Source organism: Streptomyces sp. NBC_01478, from assembly GCF_036227225.1.
Taxonomy (GTDB): Bacteria; Actinomycetota; Actinomycetes; order Streptomycetales; family Streptomycetaceae; genus Streptomyces.
In genome coordinates this window covers 456,505-476,186 of record NZ_CP109444.1, presented here as the reverse complement: position 1 = coordinate 476,186, position 19,682 = coordinate 456,505, and the positions used below count along the sequence as shown (strand labels likewise).

Annotated in this window: 17 protein-coding genes and 3 pseudogenes; 12 read left to right on the top strand and 8 right to left on the bottom strand. The window is 70.4% G+C overall.

The window, feature by feature from the left end; translation table 11 throughout:
* Window positions 1-243: 243 nt before the first annotated feature.
* The 3 genes from OG223_RS02010 to OG223_RS02000 form a co-directional block, all read right to left on the bottom strand.
* Window positions 244-972: a DUF4142 domain-containing protein gene (locus OG223_RS02010; RefSeq protein WP_443073680.1), complete on the bottom strand. Its 729-nt coding sequence runs from the start codon at window positions 970-972 to the stop codon at window positions 244-246.
* A gap of 167 nt (window positions 973-1,139) precedes the next feature.
* Window positions 1,140-1,499, bottom strand: coding sequence for an ArsR/SmtB family transcription factor (locus OG223_RS02005; protein ID WP_329241410.1), 360 nt, complete (start codon window positions 1,497-1,499; stop codon window positions 1,140-1,142).
* A gap of 207 nt (window positions 1,500-1,706) precedes the next feature.
* Entirely contained in the window at window positions 1,707-2,081 is a 375-nt protein-coding gene (locus tag OG223_RS02000) for a hypothetical protein (protein ID WP_329241407.1), read from the bottom strand.
* Window positions 2,082-2,539: 458 nt separating this feature from the next.
* Here OG223_RS02000 and OG223_RS01995 point away from each other — a divergent pair, with 458 nt between their 5' ends.
* The 5 genes and pseudogenes from OG223_RS01995 to OG223_RS01975 form a co-directional block, all read left to right on the top strand.
* Window positions 2,540-3,943 carry an APC family permease gene (locus OG223_RS01995; RefSeq protein ID WP_443073829.1) on the top strand — a complete coding sequence of 468 codons (1,404 nt, stop codon included), beginning with the start codon at window positions 2,540-2,542 and terminating at the stop codon, window positions 3,941-3,943.
* Between the two features lie 52 nt (window positions 3,944-3,995).
* Window positions 3,996-5,216 carry an arginine deiminase gene (locus tag OG223_RS01990; protein ID WP_329241402.1) on the top strand — a complete coding sequence of 407 codons (1,221 nt, stop codon included), beginning with the start codon at window positions 3,996-3,998 and terminating at the stop codon, window positions 5,214-5,216.
* Window positions 5,217-5,245: 29 nt separating this feature from the next.
* Window positions 5,246-6,247 (top strand): ornithine carbamoyltransferase, encoded by a 1,002-nt coding sequence (gene argF, locus OG223_RS01985; protein ID WP_329241400.1) that lies wholly within the window; start codon window positions 5,246-5,248, stop codon window positions 6,245-6,247.
* A gap of 3 nt (window positions 6,248-6,250) precedes the next feature.
* Window positions 6,251-7,174 carry a carbamate kinase gene (locus OG223_RS01980; RefSeq protein ID WP_329241398.1) on the top strand — a complete coding sequence of 308 codons (924 nt, stop codon included), beginning with the start codon at window positions 6,251-6,253 and terminating at the stop codon, window positions 7,172-7,174.
* Window positions 7,175-7,322: 148 nt separating this feature from the next.
* Window positions 7,323-7,581: pseudogene (locus tag OG223_RS01975) on the top strand (formate acetyltransferase); the annotation flags it as partial.
* Window positions 7,582-7,816: 235 nt separating this feature from the next.
* On the opposite strand, the pseudogene OG223_RS01970 reads toward OG223_RS01975, so the two are convergent.
* Together OG223_RS01970 and OG223_RS01965 are read right to left on the bottom strand one after the other, a co-directional pair.
* A pseudogene (locus tag OG223_RS01970) lies at window positions 7,817-8,781 on the bottom strand (PucR family transcriptional regulator).
* Between the two features lie 263 nt (window positions 8,782-9,044).
* The gene (locus OG223_RS01965; RefSeq protein WP_329241395.1) at window positions 9,045-9,953 is read right to left on the bottom strand and encodes an alpha/beta fold hydrolase; all 909 of its coding nucleotides are present in this window, start codon (window positions 9,951-9,953) and stop codon (window positions 9,045-9,047) included.
* 284 nt (window positions 9,954-10,237) lie between these two features.
* Here OG223_RS01965 and OG223_RS01960 point away from each other — a divergent pair, with 284 nt between their 5' ends.
* From OG223_RS01960 to OG223_RS01940, 5 genes are all read left to right on the top strand, one after another.
* Window positions 10,238-10,699, top strand: a complete 462-nt coding sequence (locus OG223_RS01960; RefSeq protein WP_329241392.1) for a CBS domain-containing protein — start codon at window positions 10,238-10,240, stop codon at window positions 10,697-10,699.
* Window positions 10,700-11,640: 941 nt separating this feature from the next.
* Complete coding sequence (locus tag OG223_RS01955; RefSeq protein WP_329241390.1) at window positions 11,641-12,939, top strand: ArsB/NhaD family transporter; 1,299 nt, start codon at window positions 11,641-11,643, stop codon at window positions 12,937-12,939.
* Between the two features lie 52 nt (window positions 12,940-12,991).
* Window positions 12,992-13,477 (top strand): cation:proton antiporter regulatory subunit, encoded by a 486-nt coding sequence (locus OG223_RS01950; RefSeq protein ID WP_329241388.1) that lies wholly within the window; start codon window positions 12,992-12,994, stop codon window positions 13,475-13,477.
* 4 nt (window positions 13,478-13,481) lie between these two features.
* Window positions 13,482-14,708 carry a cation:proton antiporter gene (locus tag OG223_RS01945; protein WP_329241386.1) on the top strand — a complete coding sequence of 409 codons (1,227 nt, stop codon included), beginning with the start codon at window positions 13,482-13,484 and terminating at the stop codon, window positions 14,706-14,708.
* A gap of 133 nt (window positions 14,709-14,841) precedes the next feature.
* On the top strand, window positions 14,842-15,033 hold the full coding sequence (locus OG223_RS01940) for a hypothetical protein (RefSeq protein WP_329241384.1): 192 nt from the start codon (window positions 14,842-14,844) through the stop codon (window positions 15,031-15,033).
* Between the two features lie 35 nt (window positions 15,034-15,068).
* Here the strand turns inward: OG223_RS01940 and OG223_RS01935 are convergent, their stop codons facing one another.
* Together OG223_RS01935 and OG223_RS01930 are read right to left on the bottom strand one after the other, a co-directional pair.
* Entirely contained in the window at window positions 15,069-15,785 is a 717-nt protein-coding gene (locus OG223_RS01935) for a SecDF P1 head subdomain-containing protein (RefSeq protein ID WP_329241381.1), read from the bottom strand.
* Window positions 15,782-16,330, bottom strand: coding sequence for a SigE family RNA polymerase sigma factor (locus OG223_RS01930; protein ID WP_329241378.1), 549 nt, complete (start codon window positions 16,328-16,330; stop codon window positions 15,782-15,784). Before OG223_RS01930 ends, OG223_RS01935 begins: the two co-directional genes overlap by 4 nt.
* Before the next feature lie 142 nt (window positions 16,331-16,472).
* Between OG223_RS01930 and OG223_RS01925 the strand changes: the two are divergent.
* Both OG223_RS01925 and OG223_RS01920 read left to right on the top strand, forming a co-directional pair.
* A pseudogene (locus OG223_RS01925) lies at window positions 16,473-16,997 on the top strand (NF041680 family putative transposase); the annotation flags it as partial.
* Window positions 16,998-17,297: 300 nt separating this feature from the next.
* The gene (locus OG223_RS01920) at window positions 17,298-18,047 is read left to right on the top strand and encodes a DUF4118 domain-containing protein (RefSeq protein ID WP_329241375.1); all 750 of its coding nucleotides are present in this window, start codon (window positions 17,298-17,300) and stop codon (window positions 18,045-18,047) included.
* A 199-nt stretch (window positions 18,048-18,246) separates the two neighbouring features.
* On the opposite strand, the gene OG223_RS01915 is transcribed toward OG223_RS01920, so the two are convergent.
* The gene (locus OG223_RS01915; protein WP_443073679.1) at window positions 18,247-19,665 is read right to left on the bottom strand and encodes a hypothetical protein; all 1,419 of its coding nucleotides are present in this window, start codon (window positions 19,663-19,665) and stop codon (window positions 18,247-18,249) included.
* Between the last annotated feature and the right edge of the window lie 17 nt (window positions 19,666-19,682).

Below are 19,682 nucleotides of genomic sequence, written 5' to 3'. Positions count from 1 at the left end.
CCCGGTGTGCTTCTCCGGTGTGGGGCGCGGGGTGGCGCCGGGGTGCTCGGGGCGAGCGTGGCGGCCATGCCACCAAGCCAACTCGCGGGGTGATCGCGGGGGCAGGGGCCGAAGGGCCCCGCTCACCTGCCGATCGCCCCTGGCCGGGTGGCGCGCGCTCGGCCCCGACTGCGGCCACCTCGCCCAGGCGTGCGCCGGTCCGAGGAGTGCTCGGTACCTGTGGATCACTCCTGATGGATGGAGTCAGCCGACCGACGGACTCGGCGAGGGCGTGCTGCTCGCCGACGGAGTGAGAACGACCTGCGGCTGTGTCGCGACCGGGGGCGGCGGGGTCAGATCCTGGGCCGGGAGCGTGGGCGCGGTGGTCTCCTGGACGAGGACCTGGCCGAAGTCGACCAGGCCGGTCTTCTCCAGGACCGTGAGGTCGTCCAGGTCCGTGTCGTTGGCCTGGTCGGCCAGGGCGCGGACCAGTGAGTTCCTCGTGGTGGTGCGGACGCTCGCGATGGTGGAGAGGACCTGGCCGTCCGCCGCGCGCAGGAGGTTCGTCATGTCGGTGTCGAACTGCTTGCCGCTGTCCGCCTTCAATGTGGCCATGAAGCCCTGCTGTTGTGGCGTCGGCCGATTGGGCAGGGTGATGCCCAGCCGGGCGGCGACTCCGCGGCAGGAGGCGTCCAGTGAGGCATGCCCGTCGATCAGGTGCTTCCCTGCGATCTTGACGGCTTTGGTCGTCCCCTTCCGCAACGCCATCTGACCGACGGGGTACTCCCACAGTCCGGCGGAGCGCACCTCGACCACGAAATCCCGGTCGGCTTCCGTGAGTGGTCCGGTCGCCGGGGTGGCGATGACCCGCTCGGGCGCGCTGCCGACCTTCTGGACTCCGAGCATGACGGGGTAGAGGAGCGACCCGAGGGTGAGGCTGAGCGCACCACCCACGAAGAGAGCTCCCGCCGCCCTGCGTGAAACGAGCACCATGTCTCCTGTCCGGTTCGGAAACCGCACGTACAGAAGTACGGATGCGGGGTCCCGTGGAACCTCTCGGGCTCGCAACGGGTTCGTAAAACCGATCGGCGTTCGGCATCCCGGCTGAAGGTCGCGCGGAACCTTTCCCCGCGGCCTTGCGCTCGCCGGTGTCGCGGACGTCACCGAGGTGTGGGCAGTGGTTGCTCCGGGGTGTCCGCCTGCTGGAGTTCGGCGAGGATCTGGTTCTGGCCGGTGAGGAGTTCGGTGAGGATGCGGCGTGCGGCGCGCAGGAGTTCGGCGACGTCTCCGCCGGCGAGCGCGTAGCGGACCGTGGACCCCTCCCGCATGGACACGACGATGCCGGAGCGGCGCAGGACGGCCAGTTGCTGCGACAGGCTGGACGGCTCGATCTCGATGTCGGCGAGCAGGTCCCGTACGGACACCGGCCCGTGCTGGAGGAGTTCCAGCACCCTGATGCGCACGGGGTGCCCGAGCATGCGGAAGAAGTCCGCCTTGACCTGGTAGAGGGGGACCTGCATGGATGCTCGCTCCTTGCCGGGTGGGTGGGAGTGCGGCTCGCGGTACGTGACGGCTTCCGAGGGCGGCGTCACACCACAGGCCGCCCTCGGAAGCCGATCCTTCACGCCCCTGGCCCTGCACGGGCGCACCTTGTGACCATGCTGATGTGATGAGTTGAAGAAGTCTTCACATCAAGGGCAGGCGTGGTCCCTGCACGTCAGGACGGGCTAGATCTCGATCGCCCCCTCTACGCGTTTGAGTTGGTGGCGGGCCATGGCCAGGTTCGAGCGGCCCTTGTCGAGCACGAGGTACAGGAACAGGCCGTTGCCGTTGCGGCCGGTGACCAGGCGGATCAGGTGGTACTGGCTGTCCAGCGTGATCAGGATGTCCTCGATCTGGCCCTTGAGGCCCAGCGCTTCCATGGTGCGCACCTTGGCCCGGATCACATCCGTGTTCCCGGCGGCGGCGACCGTCAGGTCCAGGCTCTTGCTGCCGCCCAGCGTGCCCAGCGCCATCCCGCTGGTGTAGTCGACGACCGCGGCCCCCAACGCCCCCTCGATCCCGGCCGTCATTTCCTTCAGCGACACTTCCACATTCGCCATTGCGCCTCCCCTTGTGTTCCGTCGGCTGCGGCGGACCGGTGCCGATCCGCCTCGGTGCCGGGACCGTACGCAGATGGCTCTGGCTTCAGGGGAGTCTCTTCGGGACTGATCCGCGACGACCGAACAACGCCACGACGGGACCTGTTGATGGTCCACAACTGCCCTGACCGGTGTGGAAGTTGACGCCTGGTCCGGCGTGAGCGGCACACCCGTCCTGCATTCCGGGGACCGTCCACGCGTCACGTCGGTGGGCCGTTCGGGACCTGACGGCCGGGACCAATGGCCCCGGGTGGGGATGGTCGGCCACTGACCACGGTCACCGCCGCCGAGAAGGATCGGGCACAGAGCGGTTCCCCGCAGCCACGCGCACAAGGAGCACCACCATGCCCAGGACCCCGAAAAGCAGTGAAGGGGCGGTTCCCAAGGCGGCACTCGGCCTCTCCGGTGCGACCGCGCTCGTGGTCGGCACCATCATCGGGACCGGGGTGTTCGCGCTGCCCTCGGCTCTCGCGCCGTACGGGCCGATCGCGCTCGTGGCGTTCGGGGTCGTCACGCTGGGCGCCCTCGCGCTGGCGGTGACCTTCGGGGCGCTGTCGAAGCGCGTCCCGGGGAGCGGCGGACCGTACGTCTACGCCCGTGAGGCCTTCGGTGAGTTCGCCGGATTCCTCAACGCCTGGTCGTACTGGATCACCGCCTGGGCGGGGAACGCCGCGATCGTGGTGGCCTGGGTCGGCTATGTCGAGGTGTTCGTCAACACCGGCCACAAGACGGCGATTTCGATAGGTATCGCGCTGATCGGGCTCTGGATACCGGCCGCGATCAACCTCACCGGCGTACGGAACATGGGCGCCTTCCAGGTGTTCACCACCGTGCTGAAGTTCGTCCCGCTGCTCTTCATGGCCACCGTCGGACTGCTGTTCATCGACCCGCACAACTTCGGTTCGTTCAACGCCAGTGGCCAGTCGGCGATGGGCGCGATCTCGGCCGCCGCGCCGATCGCGCTGTTCAGCTACATCGGCCTGGAAGCCGCCTCCGTGGTGGCCGGACGCGTCCGCGAGCCGGGCCGCAACGTCCCGCGCGCCACCATCTACGGCACCCTCGCCTGCGCCGTCATCTACATCCTGGGCACCCTCGCCGTCTTCGGTGCCGTCTCGCACGGCCAACTCGGCGTGTCCACCGCCCCGTTCACCGACGCCGCCAACAACATCCTCGGCGGCACCTGGGCCGGCGACACGGTCGCCGTCGCCGCGATCGTCTCCGGCATCGGCGCGCTGAACGGCTGGACCATGCTCTGCGCCGAGATGCCGTACGCCGCCGCCCGCGACGGACTCTTCCCCGGCGCCTTCGCCAAACTGCGCGGCGAGAACGGCGTCCCGGTCTTCGGCATCGTCGCCTCGACCGTCCTCGCCTCGCTGATCACCGTGTTCAGCTACACGCGCTTCGACGACGTCTTCACCAAGATCGTGCTGCTGAGCGTCCTCACGGCCGTGATCCCGTACCTGTTCTCCGCCGCCGCCCAGTTGTACTGGCTGCTGGTGCGCGGACACGAGAGCATCGCCGGCCGACGCCTGGCCCGCGACATCACCGTCTCCGTCCTGGCGATGGTCTTCTCGTACTGGGCGATCCAGGGCAGCGGCTACCAGACCGTCTACTACGGCCTGTTCGTCCTGCTCCTCGGCCTCCCGGTGTACGTGTGGCTGAAGCGGGGCCAGGGCGTGTACGGCGAGGAGCCGACCCCCGAGCCCGTCGGCAGGGGGAGGACCCCCGAGATCGCCGCCCCGCCGGTCAAGCGGATCTCCCGCGCGCTTCCCACCAGCCGCGCCGGGGCCTTCCTACGGAACCGCCGCCGCAACCACCGCTGACCGTGCCCCGCCTCAGCCCGCGCACCCGTACGACCAGAGGAGCAGCCCCGCCATGAACGCCACCGCCTTCCACGTCGACTCCGAGGTCGGCCGCCTCCGCCAGGTGATCCTGCACCGCCCCGGCCTCGAACTCTCCCGGCTGACCCCGCGCAACGTCGACGCCCTGCTCTTCGACGACATCCTGTGGGCCAAGCGCGCCCGCGAGGAGCACGACGCCTTCGCCCAGGTACTGCGCGACCACGGGGCCCGCGTCCACTACTTCACCGACCTGCTGGCCCAGACCCTCACCGACCCCGAAGCCCGCGACTGGCTGCTGGAGCGGGTCGTCACCCCGGCCACCGTCGGCCCCGCACTGATGGACCCCCTGCGAGAGCTGTGCATCGACCTCGACGGGGAGACGCTCGCCGCCAACCTCATCGGCGGCATCCTCAAGAGCGACCTGACGCTCCCCACACCGCACAGCCTGGTCTGGAACACCCTCGACGCCGAGGACTTCGCGCTCACGCCGCTCCCCAACCACCTCTTCCCGCGCGACAACTCCTGCTGGATGTACGACCGTCTGTCCGTCAACCCGATGGCCAAGCTCGCCCGGCGCCGCGAAAGCCTGCACGCCGAGGCGATCTACCGCTTCCACCCGATGTTCGCCGGCACCGTCACCACGCCACTCCTGGACGGCGAGGTCGGCACCCTGGAGGGCGGCGACGTCCACGTCCTCGGCAACGGTGCCGTCATGGTCGGCATGGGGGAGCGCACCACCGCCCAGGCCGTGGAGAACCTGGCCTCCCGACTCTTCGCCAGCGGCACGGCGAACCGTCTGATCGCCGTCCAACTCCCCGCCGCCCGCGCCTACATGCACCTCGACACCGTGCTCACCATGGTCGACCGCGACGCCTTCGCCATCTACCCGGGCCTCGTGGACTCCCTGCGCTCGTGGACGCTGCGGCCCAGCGACACCCGCGAGACAGGCTTCGACGTCACCCCGAACTCCGACCTCGCCGGCGCCCTGGCAGAGGCCCTGGACCTGGACAAGGTCCGCATGCTGTCCGCGCCGCAGGACATCCGGAGTGCCGAGCGCGAGCAGTGGGACGACGGCAGCAACTTCCTCGCCGTAGCCCCCGGCGTGGTCGTCGGCTACGAGCGCAACGTCACCACCAACACCTACCTCCGCAAGCAGGGCATCGAGATCGTCACCATCGCCGGCGCCGAACTCGGCCGCGGCCGAGGCGGACCGCGTTGCATGAGCTGCCCCATCGAACGCGACCCGGCCGCCTGATCGCCTGCCTCAGCAAAGGGACCACCGTCATGACCGTCGACCTGCGAGGCCGCTCCTACCTGAGCGAACTCGACTTCACCGCCCCCGAGATCCACCACCTCCTCGACCTCGCCGCCGACCTCAAGGCCGCCAAACGCAACGGCACCGAACAGCCCCGGCTGACCGGCCGCAACCTCGCGCTGATCTTCGAGAAGACCTCCACCCGCACCCGCTGCGCCTTCGAGGTCGCCGCCGCAGACCAGGGTGCCAGCACCACCTACCTCGGCCCCGGTGACACCCACATCGGCGCCAAGGAGTCCATCGCCGACACCGCCCGCGTGCTGGGCCGCATGTTCGACGCGATCGAGTACCGAGGCTCCGACCAGGCCCTCGTCACCGAACTCGCCACCTACTCCGGCGTCCCCGTTTACAACGGCCTCACCGACACCGCGCACCCCACCCAGAGCCTGTGCGACGTCCTCACCATGCACGAACAGAGCTCCAAGCCACTGCCCGACATCGCCTACTGCTACCTCGGCGACGCCCGCAACAACATGGGCAACTCGCTGCTGTCGATGGGCGCCCTGCTCGGCATGGACGTACGGATCGCGGCACCGAAGGAACTGTGGCCGGCGGCCGAACTCGTCGCCGCCTGCCGGGCGTTGGGCGAGAACAGCGGAGCCCGGATCATCCTCACCGAGGACGTCGACACCGCCGTACACGGTGCCGACTTCCTCCACACCGACGTATGGGTCTCCATGGGCGAGCCGGCCGACTCCTGGCGCAAGCGGATCGAACTGCTCCTCCCGTACCAGGTGAACGAGAAGACGCTGGCCGCCACCGGCAACCCGGACGTCAAGTTCATGCACTGTCTGCCGGCCCTGCACGACCGTCGCACCCACCTCGGCCAGGACCTCTTCGACACCTACGGACTGGACGGCCTGGAGGTCACGGACGACGTGTTCTCGTCCCCCGCGTCGATCGTCTTCGACCAGGCGGAGAACCGCCTGCACACCATCAAGGCCGTACTCGTCGCCACCTTGGAGGACTGAGCCATGCGCATCGTCGTCGCCCTCGGCGGCAACGCCCTGCTGCACCGCGGCGAACGCCCCGACGCGGTGGTCCAGGAGGCCAACATCGACCGCGTGACCACTGCGATCGCGGCCCTCGCCCACGACCACGAGATCGTCATCACCCACGGCAACGGCCCCCAGATCGGCCTGCTCGCCGTGGAGAGCGCCGCCGACCCCGCCCTCAGCGCCCCCTACCCGCTCGATCTGCTCGGCGCCCAGACCCAGGGCATGATCGGGTCCCTCCTGGCCCGCACCCTGCACGACGCCCTGCCCGGCCGCCGGATCGCCGCGCTGGTCACCCACACCTTCGTCCGGGCCGACGACCCGGCCTTCGAGCACCCCACGAAGTTCGTCGGCCAGGTCTACCCCCACGGCACCGCGTCCGCGCTCGCCCGCAAACGCGGCTGGCACATCGGCGCCGACACCACAGGCTGGCGCCGCGTGGTCCCCTCCCCGGCACCCGAACGGATCCTGGAGACCGACACCATCCACGACCTGCTGGTCAGCGGCACGCTCGTCATCTGCGCGGGCGGCGGAGGCGTCCCCGTCACCGCGGACGACGACACGGGCGCGCTGACCGGAGTGGAGGCCGTCGTCGACAAGGACCTCACGGCAGCCCTGCTCGCCGAGCACCTGAAGGCCGACTTCCTGCTCATCCTCACGGACGTGCCCTGCGTGTACTCCGGCTACGGCACCCCCGACCAGCAGCCCGTCCTCGGCGCAACCCCCGGGCAACTGCGCGGCGGCGACTTCCCGGACGGCTCCATGGGACCGAAGACCGAGGCCGCCGCCCGGTTCGTCGAGCACACCGGGGGACTGGCCGCGATAGGGGCCCTGGACGCGGCGTACGAGATCGTCCACGGCCGGTCGGGCACCCTGGTCCGCCCCGACCTGCCCGTCGTATGAGCGTGTCCCGACCGGGAAGGGCCGTTCGGCCCCCACGGAGGGTCGGACGGCCGGGATCAGGGTCTTGACCGGCCCTCTCATCGGCCGAGGTATCGCACGAGTATCGGTAGTGAGGCATTCCAGTGCGGAGCAAGGGAGAGAACCGGCGATGACGACGACAGTGGCGGCCGGAACACGCGCAACCGAGGCATGGCGCGGTTTCGCCGACACCCTCGTGGCGTGAGCGCGTCGACGTGCGCGCCTTCATCCAGGCCAACTACACCCCCTACGAAGGCGACGCGGCCTTCCTGGCCGGCCCCACCGACCGCACGCGTGCCGTCTGGGAGAAGGTCAGTGCCCTGTTCCCCCAGGAGCGGCGTCTGGGTGTCCTCGACGTCGACACGGCGACCCCTTCCACGATCACCTCTCTTGGTCGGCAGGCGGAAACCCTGCCGACCGGCCCCTCTGCAAGCCACTGTTTCAGGGCCGCCCGCTTGCTCCGGGCATCGACCTTGCGTGATCAGGCTCAATGGCCACGAAGATCTTGTGTGAGCCCGGAACTCGCGTGCGGAGCAGTGGATATGAATTTTCCCGCTCTTCCGCATCTCGCCATCTGTCTCAAGATCTCCGGCCGAGCTCTCGGCTGCCGCTGACCGGGGCTGCTCATAGTTCCTTGGCCGGCCGGTCCAGCAACCTGGCGCCGATGACGGCGGTTTGGAGCATGTAGCGGTAGGCCGGGTCGGCGGGATTGGCGCCGGTGAGCTGGTGGATGCGCTCCAGGCGGTATGTCAGGGCGCGCACGCTGAGTGAGAGGCGGCGTGCGGCTTCGGCGGCGACGCAGCCGCACGCGAAGTGCGTGGTGAGGGTGTCGAGGAGGGGGTGGACGCCACCGCGGGCGGGCCGAGGTTGTCGAGGTCCAGGCGCTCGGCCGGTTCGAGGGTGTTCAGGGTTTCCTCGTACGACTGGACGACCCCGCCCGTACCCGGCTGGGCGCGGCCGATCGCGACACGTCCGCCGTCGGTGGCGGCGCACGCCTGCTTGGCGAAGTGGGTGAGGACCTCGTCCTGGTCGCCGGGGGCTATGCACAGCATCCGGCCGTCCTTGGTGGTGAGCAGGATGCTGCGGTCGCCGAAGCGGGCGATGAGGGAGCGTTCCAACTGGCGGGGCACCGAGGCGCTTTCGTCGTAAGGTGTCGGGCCCTGCGAAACGGCGACCGCGTGCGTGTGGGAGAGGCGCAGGCCGAAGCGCTCGGCGAGTTCGGCGAGCCGGCCCAGGTCGCTGCGGGCGTAGAGAAGGTCGTCGATGAACTCCCGCCGGGCGGCTTCTTCCTGGCGTACGGCGAGACGCTGCGCGCGCTCGTAGCCCTCGGCGAAGGCGTCGACGACCTGCTGCATCGCGGCCAGGGTGCTGTCGGCGGAGCCGGGGGTGTCGGGCCACGCTGCGCGGGTGGCGGCGAGATGGGCGTTGACGAGGGTGCGCAGTCCGTGGCCGGTGTCGGTGGCCTGTTCACCCAGGGCGCGTCGGGACTCGATCTCCTCGCGGGTGAGGCGGCGGCCGGTGGCGGAGACGTCCACCAGGAGGTGGGCATAGCCGTCCAGGTACTGCTCAGATGTTTCGTGCCCCTTCACGTCACCCCTTCGCTCCTTGACGCGCCGGTGACGGTTTCTTGGCGACGACCGGCATCCAGACGTTCGTGAACTCTGCCGGGAACCGGCAGTGCGATGGTGTACCCCTGGCGTGCACGATGACTCAAGGGGAGCACGACGGACGGCCCCGCTGCCGGGCACCGGCAGCGGGGCCGACGGGTGCCCGTACCGGGATCCGAGGCGAGCCTCACCCCTCTGCGGCCCGGACAGAGATCGTCCCCCAACTCTATGAGGTCTTCGACACGCTATGAGGTCCTCGGCGGACCCTCCGCGAGAAAGGCGTGGATCCGTTCGGAGATCAGCGGCCAGTCCTGGCCGAACCAGACGAGGTGGCTGTCGGCGCGGCTTTCGAGCAGCTCGGCGTGCGGGAGGGCGGTGGCGAGTGCCCGGGCGTGCACGAAGCGCACCGCCGCGTCCTGGCGGGTGGCGATCACCAGGGCGGGCTGGGAGACCCGGCCGGCATCACCCGCCAAGTCTCCGGTCGTCGCAAGTTCCTTGAGATCACGTGTGAACCCTCGCCCCGACCGCATCCGCGAGAACAGTGCGAGCAGCCTCTCCTGGTCCTCCGGCCGAAGGCCCGCCACCACGTCCCGTACGGGCAGGAGGGTGAGGTCGCGCAGCAGCATCCGCAGGCCGACGTCGGGCGCGTACCGCACGAGGGAGTGAACGAGTGTCCAGGAAACGCGCTCCGTGTGCGGTGCGAAAACGATCTGGGCGCCGAGGCGGGTGCGGCGGTCGGGCCAGGGCAGCGGTCCGACGGCGCTCTGCAGGATCAGTCTTCGGACCAGGGCAGGATGGCGTGCCGCCATCGCCACCGCGGTGGGTCCACCGCCCGATACGCCGACCACCGCGGCGACTTGGGTGATCCCCAGGTGGGCGCAGAGCGCGGCGGTGACATCGGCGAACCCGCCGGCCGTTCCCCCGGTCGGGACCGGGGTGCGGCCGTACCCCGGGCGGGACGGGACAAGTACCGAACACCCGGTTTCGGTGAACACCTCCTCGCCCAGCGAGAGTCCTGCGCGCAGGTGCCCGCCGTAGAAGACCATGACCGTGGCCGGACCGCGCCGGTCGAATCGGTACTCGACGCGCCCGGCGGCCAACTCCGCCACCTCGGTGGGGTGTTCGTCCGGGCCGTGACGTCGGGCGTTGCTCACGGGGACTCCTTGCCCCGCCCGGGGGCGTGTGCGGCCGAGGACGAGCAGGCCCTGGGGGATCCGGGCCGGGCACCGTCGTCGAAGCAGCCGTCTCCTGCCCGGGACCGAGTCACCTTCGCATCGTGCCACGGTCGGCGGCCGGTGCCCCCCGACCGACCTGCTCTCCGCGTCGTAGGCCGCTGGGCAGGCCGGTTGTATCGTGCGAAGAGCCGTCCTGGCAGTGCGTCCGCATCATCCGTGCGACGGTGACCGTCGGGATTTCGGGAGCGAGACGGGAGCCGGGCGTGCGGGCGCGTGACTTGGCGGTGGAGTACGAGACGGTCGGCCTCGACAGCGACGCGATGGACGCCGCGCGTCTGATGGCCGGACACCGGCTGCCGGCACTGCTGGTGGTGGACGAGCGGGGCGCGCCGAAGGCGGTCCTGCCCGCCTCGCAGATGGTCAAGATCCTGGTGCCGGTGTACGTGGTCGAGGACCCGACGCTCGCCGCCGTGGTCGACGAACATCACGCCGACCGACTGTGCCAGGCGCTCAAGGGCCGCAAGGTGCGCGACTGCCTGTCGAAGACCGTGCCCGCGCCGCCGGTCGCCGCCCCGGACGACACCGCGCTGGAGGTGGCGGCGCAGATGGCGCGAGTACGCAGCCCCCTGGTGGCCGTCGTGGAGCAGGACGCGGCCGGTGGCCGGCTCCTCGGTGTGATCACGGCCTCGCATCTGCTGGAACGGCTGCTCGCCGCCACGTCCTGACCGGCGGCGCCAGGTGTTGTCCGGGCCGTCGCCCTCGTAGATGTCCAGGGCGCGGGGCAGACCCGGTTGGTCGAGGGTGGCCCGTGCCTGGGCACCGGCGTGGGAGACGATCATCCGGTTGCCGTGTGGCCGTGCCGCGAGAAGCGCCGTGAAGAAGGCCGCGCCATCACCAGGACTGAGGTAGGTCACCCGGCCGCCCAGGTCGACCTCCAGGACATGGGGCGGCGTCAGGAGGGCCTGCCGCAGCCTCGGCCATTGCCGACCAGACTTCCCGGCGCACCTGGACGTCACCATGGGCGTGGGCGTCCTGGGCTGCCGTTCGAGAGGCCGCCGGCCGGGTTCCCCGATCAGGGAGAAGCGGCGATCCCTCGTTGCCGGAACCCGGCAGAATCCCGCCCCGGCCAGGCTCACCAAGAGCTGTTAAAGAAGCGTCAAGAACCTGTATGGTTCCCAGCGGTGTGCCGGGAAGCCTGGTCGGCGAGCAGGGGATCACTCTCTCTTCCGACCGGGGGCGTAAGCCATGGTGCTCGTGATGGTGTTCGGGGCCGCGCTGCCCTCCGCCTCCTTCCTGTTCCTCGTCGGCGGACTTCTGGTCACCGACGGCATGCAGGTCTTCCTGCCCAAGCCGCGCGTCGACTGGAAGAACCCCGCGCGTGCGCCGGGCCCGGGCGTGCCGCCGACGGCGTCGCCGCTGTCGGGGCTCGGCACTCGTATTCCGCAGGCCGAAGAGGCGTTCGTGCGGATCGCGGTCCACGTCGCCTTTCCGATCGTCACCCACGGTTCCACGGACGTCCTGGTTGCCACGCCCGCGCCCTCGACGGCCTCGCGCGCGTCGCAGCCCGCGGGGACTCCCGCCCGGACGGTGCGGACACCTGGCACGCCGCCCCGCATCACATCACCGGCTCAACCGCCGAACCCGTCTCGGAACCCCGCGGAGGATCGTGAACGACTGGCACAGTTGGGCGGCGATCGTCGTGTTCGTCGGTGCGTACGCCCTGATCATCAGCGAGAAGATCCACCGCGTCGCCGTGGCTCTGGGCGGCGCGGGCCTGATGCTCGCGATCGGGGCGACCGACGACGTCTCGGCGTTCTACTCCGAGGACTCCGGCATCGACTGGAACGTCATCTTTCTGCTCATGGGCATGATGATGATCGTCGGCGTGCTGAAGAAGACCGGCATGTTCGAGTACCTGGCCATCTGGTCCGTGAAGAAGGCCCGGGCCCAACCCTTCCGGGTGATGGCCATGCTCGTCGTCATCACGGCGGTCGCCTCCGCTCTGCTCGACAACGTGACCACGGTGCTGCTGATCGCCCCGGTGACGCTGCTGGTCTGCGAACGCCTCGCCCTGCCCGCGGCCCCGTTCCTGATCGCGGAGGTGTTCGCCTCGAACATCGGCGGCACGGCGACCCTGGTCGGCGACCCGCCCAACATCATCATCGCCAGCCGGGCCGGGATCACCTTCAACGACTTCCTGGTCCACCTCGCCCCGCTGTCCGCCCTGCTCGTCGTCGTCCTGGTCGCGCTGTGCCGGGTCATGTTCCGCAAGACGTTCGTGTACGACGAGGACCGCGCCGCCGAGATCATGGCCCTGGAGGAGCGCGAGGCCATCAAGGACCCGCGGCTGCTGGTCCAGGGCCTGATCGTCCTGGCCCTGGTGGTGGCGGGCTTCGTCCTGCACCCGGTACTGCACTACGAGCCGAGCATCGTCGCCCTGCTGGGCGCCGGGCTGCTCGTCGCCGTCTCCACGGCCGAGACGAGCGAGGTCCTCGCCGAGGTCGAGTGGCCCACGCTCGCCTTCTTCGCGGGCCTGTTCATCATGATCGGCGGCCTGATCGACACCGGTGTGATCGACGAGGTCTCCAAGGCGCTCGCGAACGCGATCGGCACGAACGAACTCGGCGGGTCCTTGACGATGCTGGGTGCTTCCGCGGTCCTGTCCGGAGTCGTGGACAACATCCCGTACGTCGCCACCATGGCGCCCATCACCAGCGACCTGGTCCAGAACATGGGCGGTGCCGGCGACCACGTCATGTGGTGGGCCCTCGCCCTCGGCGCCGACCTCGGCGGCAACGCCACCGCCATCGGCGCCTCCGCGAACGTCGTCGTCCTCGGCATCGCCGAACGCAACCGACAGCCCATCACCTTCTGGCAGTTCACCAAGTACGGCCTGATCGTCACCGCCGTCACCGTGGCCATCTCGCTCGGCTATGTGTGGCTGCGCTATTTCGCGTCGGCCTGAGCAGGGCCGTCGCACCGACATCGATCACCACAGAGAGGACAGGGAGACACACATGGGTACTCCACGCGTGAGCAGTACGCCGTTGCCGGGGATCGGTGTCCGTTACGACCTGACGACACGTGAGCGGCGCCGTGTGTCGGTGGTCGCGCACCGGGACGGCGAGCGGACGCTGAACGCGTACCGCTCGGACGATCCGGACGCCTGCGCCCTGTCGGTGCGGCTGACCGCGGGGGAGACGACGGCGCTCATCGACGCCCTGCTGCCCTCGCACCACAGCCCGAATCTGCTGTCCACGACCGAACTGGGGCTGGTCGCGGAGCGCGTGGCGCTGTCGGCGCTCTCGTACTGGAACGGCCGCGTGCTGGGCGAGACCCGGATGCGCACCGAGACCGGCGTCTCGATCGTGGCCGTACTGCGCCGGGCCGAGGCCGTGCCGTCTCCCACGCCGGACTTCCGGCTGGCCGGCGGAGACACACTGATCGTGATCGGTACACGCGAGGGCGTCGAGTCGGCCGCGGCGATACTCGGGCGGGAGTGAACAGGTGCATTCCTCCGCGAGGTTCCTGATCGAGTTCGGCGTGATCATCCTGGCCCTGGGACTGCTGGGCCGGTTCGCCGCACGCTTCCAGTTCTCCCCGATACCCCTCTATCTGCTGGCCGGACTGGCCTTCGGCGAGGGCGGACTGCTGCCGCTGGGCACGAGCGAGGAGTTCGTCGCCATCGGCGCCGAGATCGGTGTCGTCCTGCTGCTGTTGATGCTCGGCCTGGAGTACTCGGCCAGCGATCTCGTCTCCAACCTCAAGACCCAGTACACCGCCGGTCTCGTCGACGCCGCCCTCAACGCGCTGCCCGGTGCGGCCATGGCGCTGCTGCTCGGCTGGGGGCCGGTCGCCGCGGTGGTGCTGGCCGGGGTCACCTGGATCTCCTCCTCCGGTGTCATCGCCAAGGTCCTCGGAGACCTGGGCCGCCTCGGCAACCGCGAGACCCCCGTCATCCTCGGCGTCCTGGTCCTGGAAGACCTCTCCATGGCCGTATACCTGCCGATCATCACCGCACTGCTGGCCGGCACCGGCCTCGCGGCGGGCAGCCTCACCCTGGCCGTCGCGCTCGGCGCCGCGGCCCTCGTCCTGCTCGTCGCGGTCCGCTACGGCCGCCACATCTCCCGCTTCGTCTCCAGCGACGACCCCGAGAAGCTGCTGCTCGTCGTCCTGGGCCTGACCCTGCTGGTCGCCGGACTCGCCCAGCAGGTCCAGGTATCCGCCGCCGTGGGCGCGTTCCTTGTCGGCATCGCCCTGTCCGGAGAAGCCGCGGAGGGCGCGCACAACCTGCTCTCCCCGCTGCGGGACCTGTTCGCCGCCGTGTTCTTCGTCTTCTTCGGCCTGCACACCGACCCGGCGAGCATCCCGCCGGTCCTGCTGCCCGCGCTGGCCCTGGCGGTCGTCACCGCCGGCACGAAGATCGCCACGGGATACTGGGCGGCCCGGCGCGCGGGAATCTCCGCGAAGGGCCGCTGGCGGGCGGGCGGCACCCTGGTCGCCCGGGGCGAGTTCTCGATCGTCATCGCCGGACTCGCCGTCACCGCCGGCATCGAACCCTCCCTCGGCCCCCTGGCCACGGCGTACGTGCTGATCCTGGTCATCGTCGGCCCGCTCACCGCCCGCTACACCGAGCCCCTGGCCACCCGCTTGACCGGGCGGCGGGACAAGGCCGCCCCGCACACGGGAGAAATCCCGGAGACCACGGCCGAGGAGCCGTACGAGGTGGCCTAACTGGCCCTGACAAAAGCGGTTGATCATGTGGCGGTGGGCTTGTCTGCTCGCTGGTGTGGCTGTGGGGGACTGTTCCTCATACCACCGCTGAGGATTCGGCATACTGCGCACTTCGCTCGTCCTCTTCGCGAGCGTGCAGATGGTCGCCCCGGGCCTCGGCGACCACTGGTTCAGCCGGGACTACGCGCCGTACGGCCGGCATCACGACGAGCGCGTGAAGTACCTCCTGACCGAGGCACTCCCGCTGCTCGGATTCAGGCTCCTCGGCGTCCTGTTCTGGGCGCTGGGCAGGCCGCCGCGCAGGGCGGAGACGGGCCCGCGTTGACCCGCTCCGGGTGCCTCCGTGACCTGCACCGGCTGTCAGTTCGGGTCCAGCCGGTGGGCAAGGTCGAGGGCGGTGGCGCCGGTGAGGTCTCCGACGTAGGGCCCGAGGATCTCGATACGGCCGCCGGTGATCGACGAGGTCACGAAGGGGGTGCCCCAGAGCTTGCCGTCGATGACTATGGCGATTTCGTTGCGTGGGGCCGGGGCCGACGCGATGGAGCCGGTGAGGGCGGCGAAACGGGTCCGGTCGGCGGAGTCGAGGGTCACCTCGACCCGCCAGGTGCCGTCGGCACCGCTCTTGTCGGCCTTCGCGGAGGCGACCTGGACGTCGGTCATGCCTCTGGCCCGGTCGGCCCGGACGCAGAACTCCGGGTGGGTCGCGCTCGCGGGCACGGGGTAGCCGCCGCTGCCCTGGGCGCAGGCGCGCTCGTTGGACGAGGTGACCGGCAGGAAGGCGATCAGGGCCGCCTTCCCGGTGTTCGTGGTGTCGCCCCCTGCGGCGGGCTGACCCACGTGGGCGCGCAGGGTCGCGCCGTCCGCGACGGCCACCCAGGCGGTGGCGACCGCGACGGCGGCGACGATGCCGACACCGGCACGGGCCAGCCGCTGCCGCCGCCGGGCGATCCGCAACGCGCCGTCGGCCAGGCCGACCAGATGGGCACCGGCGGCGTCACCGCCGCTCCCCCGGACCTGGGCGTGCAGGGCGTCGTGCAACGACGTTTCGTGCAGCGGGTGTTCGGTCGAGTCGTTCATGCGACGACGCCCCTTCCGGAGGCGGTGGAGGAGGCGGCCGGCTGTCCCGCCTCGGCCAAGGCGGTACGGAGAGAAGCGAGGGCCTTGTGGGTCTGGCTGCGGACCGTCCCCTGGGCGACACCCAGAATCGCGGCGATCTCCGCGTCCGGCCGGTCCTCGAAGTAGCGCAGCACGACCACCGCACGCTGGCGCTTGGGCAGCCGCCGCAGCGCGGCCATGATGTCCTGCCGCTGGACCACGGTGTCGGCCCAGTCGACGGCCTGCGCGGACGGCTGGTCCGGCAGGGTGTCGGTGACCGTCTCCCGTCCCCAGCTGAGCAGCCGGAAGCGGTCCACCTGGGCGTGGTACAGCGCCCGGCGCACATAGATCTCCGGCTGCTCCCGGTCGCGCAGCTTCGACCAGCGCCGAGCGGTGGCGGCAAGCGCGGTCTGGAGCAGGTCCCGGCCCTGCTCCCAGTCCCCGGTGAGCAGGTAGGCCGTGTGCAGCAGCGATCTCGACCGTGCCGCCACGAACTCGCGGAACTGGCGTTCCTCGTCGGCATTCAATGCGCCCTCCCTCGTTCCCCTGTAAAGACGGGCGCGGAAGGAGGTTCGACTGCCCCGCCGGCCAGACTTTTTCGCCCCCAAGCCTGCCGGGCTCCTCGCGGGGGCGACGTGACGGCCACATACGGTCAGAGCATGGACATGTACCTTGGTCCGCCTCAAAGTCGAGTACCACTCCAAGGAGCGGGAGGCGCCGCCGGTATGGCTGTGGTCCTCGAAGACCGGAGCCGCTCCGGCGGACGTGGACCGCTGGTGGCAGGGGTTCCTGAGGAGATTCGACCTGGAGCACACTTTCAGGTTCGGAAAGCAGACGCTCGGCTGGACCACCCCGAAACTGCGTACACCCGAGGCCGCGGACCGCTGGACCTGGCTCCTGGTCGTCGCGCACACCCAGCTCAGGCTCGCCCGGCCGCTGGCCGCCGGCCTCCGCCGGCCCTGGGAGAAGCCGACCAGGCCCGAACGCCTCACCCCGGCCCGGGTCCGCCGGGGGTTCAGGAACATCCGAGCCCACCTGCTCTGCCCGGCCCGTGTTCCCCAACCTCGTGGCACAGGTCCCGGACGGCCGCCCGGGACCAAGAACCGCCGTCCCGCACCCCGCTACGACGTGCGCAAGACCGTCAAACGCCCCGAGACTCTCAAGACTATCGGCGGACCCGGAAGATCCTGGTAGATGAAGAACAAGCATAAAGCATGTTGCAGAAGGCCGTGATCAGTGCATTTCCCTTGTATGGCTGGGGTTTTGAGGTTCTGACGGCCGAACTCCTGTTGCTCGGCAGGCGCGTCCTTACCGTCACTCACCAGGCCACCTGGTCCGTGCACTGTCAGGAATGCATCAAGACCGCAGCCTTCCCGGTGGTCGGGCGAGGGCAGCGGCGGGATGCTGGCCTTGCCGGCGCCGTACCGCGTCGATCCTTGTGTGGGCGGCCTCTTGGACAAGGGGCTGCCCCGCGCTCTCGTGAGGTGGTGGAGCATGCGGATGCCTCTGCGTGACCGGATCGCCCTGGCGGTTGCCCTACCCGCTCCGCTCGTCGTTGCCCTCGCCCTGGTGCCTTTCCGTACGCACATGACGTCCGCGAACCTGGCGCTGGTCCTGGTCGTGATCATCGTGGCGGTCGCCGCCCTCGGCAGCCGGGCCGCCGGCGTGCTGGCCGCGCTCTCGGCAGCGGCATGGTTCGACTTCTTCCTCACCCGCCCCTACCAGCGGTTCACCATCTCCCACGGCGACGACATCACCACCACGCTCCTGCTGCTGGCGGTGGGCGTGGCCGTCTCCCAACTGGCCGCCCACGCCCGCACCCTGAAGCTGGTGACCGTCACCGACGCGGCCCATCTGGCGCGGATCCACGAGACGGCGAGCATGGTCCAGGCGGGAGCCTCGCCGTATGCCGTGGTGGACCAGGTACGACAGCAGCTCGTCGAGATCCTGGGGCTGCGAGGCTGCCGCTTCGAACCCGGCATGCTGCTGGGCAGGCACCCTCGCCTGGAACAGGACGGCATGCTGACCGCCGCCCGGGCCCACTGGGACCTGGACAAGGACGGCTGGCCCGGTGAGGAGATCGAACTGCGTGCCTCGGTCGGAGGCCGTTACCTCGGCCGGTTCATGATGCAGCCGGAGCCCGGCACGCCACCGCCGCCGCTGCAGGCGCGTCTCGTGGCCGTGAGCCTGGCCGACCATGTCGGCGCCGCGCTGGACACCGCGGGACCGGTGCTCGACCGCTGACCATCTCCGCGGCCCGGCCGCCGGCAGGGCACGGCCGACGCGGGCCCGCCGTCACCACCCGGGTGCTTCGTCCTGGATCCTTCGGGCAGCGTTCGCGTCGTGCCGCGGTGTGAGGATCACCAGCCGGGAATCCGGTGACTCGGCGGCGTCAGCGGCGGCGGGCCTCCTCCGCAACCTCCCGAGCTTGCCCGGTTCACTGTCACCAGCCCGTCAGCAGCAGGTGGTTGAGGAGCAGGGCCAGAACGGCCTGTGCGGCGAGCCAGGCGCGAGGCCGGGGGAGGAACACGCACGCGGGGAGCAGCCACATCGCGAACGGCAGCCAGATGCGTTCCGTCTCCGCCTTGCTCATGCCGGAGAGGTCGGCGACGAGGAGGGCGAGCAGTGCGGCGAACACGAGCAGGGCGAGGCGGTGTTCGGGTGCGGCGGTACGGAGACCGTCCCGGAGGTCCCGGACTTCGGGACGTGCGGAAGCGGTGCCCGCGCGTCGCAGACCCGCCGCCGTCGCCGGGCCCACGAGCAGCGCGGTGCAGGCCAGGTTCGCCCACACCCAGTAGCTGTACGGCCGGGTCCCGCCGACGCCTTCGTAGTAGCGGGTGATCAACAAGTGGTACGCCTCCCACCAGTTGAAGCCCAGCAGCGTGAACACCAGTGGCACGACGGTGAGGCCGGCGGCGACGTAAGGGAGGGGGCGTAGCCGTCGATGGCCGAGCAGCAGTGCGGCGCCCGCGATGACCGCGAACAGCGTCAGCCCGTAGGAGAGATACGCGGTGAGGCCGAAGAGGAGACCGGCGGCGAGGCCGGCCGTGCGTGGCCGGTGTCCGGTGACCGCGAGGGCGAGGAACGCGACGGACCAGGCGGCGACCGCCGCGAAGTACCCGTCCGCCGAGGTACCCATCCAGACGGCGGCCGGTGCCAGGACCATGAACGGCGCGGCACGGCGGGCGAGTTGCTCGCCGGCGAGCACGCGCACGGTGACGAGGACCGCCGCGGCCGCCGTCGCCCCGACGGTGATGCACCAGACGCCTGCCCAGGCCCCGCCGCCCAGGCCGATCCGGTCGAGGAGGACGAAGGTGACGGTGGCCGCCGGGGGATGCCCGGCGATGTGCGCGGGCCACGGGGCGGGGGAGTGGCTGAGGATGTGGTGGGTGAAGTCGCGCAGGGTGGCGGGGATGTCGTGGAAGCGGTCGATGACCGTGAGGTATTCGTTCGTGGTCGTCAGCCGACTGGCGATGCCGCGCTGCCAGCCGTCGACCAGGGCCAGGGAGAACGTCCAGGCCATGGCGGTGCCCCAGGCGGTGAACAGCAGGGCCCGCCAGGGCAGTCGGGCGGCGAGGACCGGCCCGTACGCGAGGACGGCAACCGCGACGGTGAGCGCCGCCGGGGTGCCGGGGCCGACGTGCGGTTCCCACTGGGCGAAGACGGGTGGCCAGGCGACGAAGAGCGAATGGTCACGGCGCTGGATGGCGGTGCCGACCAGGACGGCCACCAGGACGAGGAGGGCGGCGGCGAGGGCTGCGGCCAGGTCGCGGACGAGGTCGCGTCGGCGGTCGCCCGGAACGTCACGGGGACGGTCGTCGGGACGGGTACGGGGACGGTCGCGGAGAAGATCGCGGTTCACACCGACACGCTAGGCCG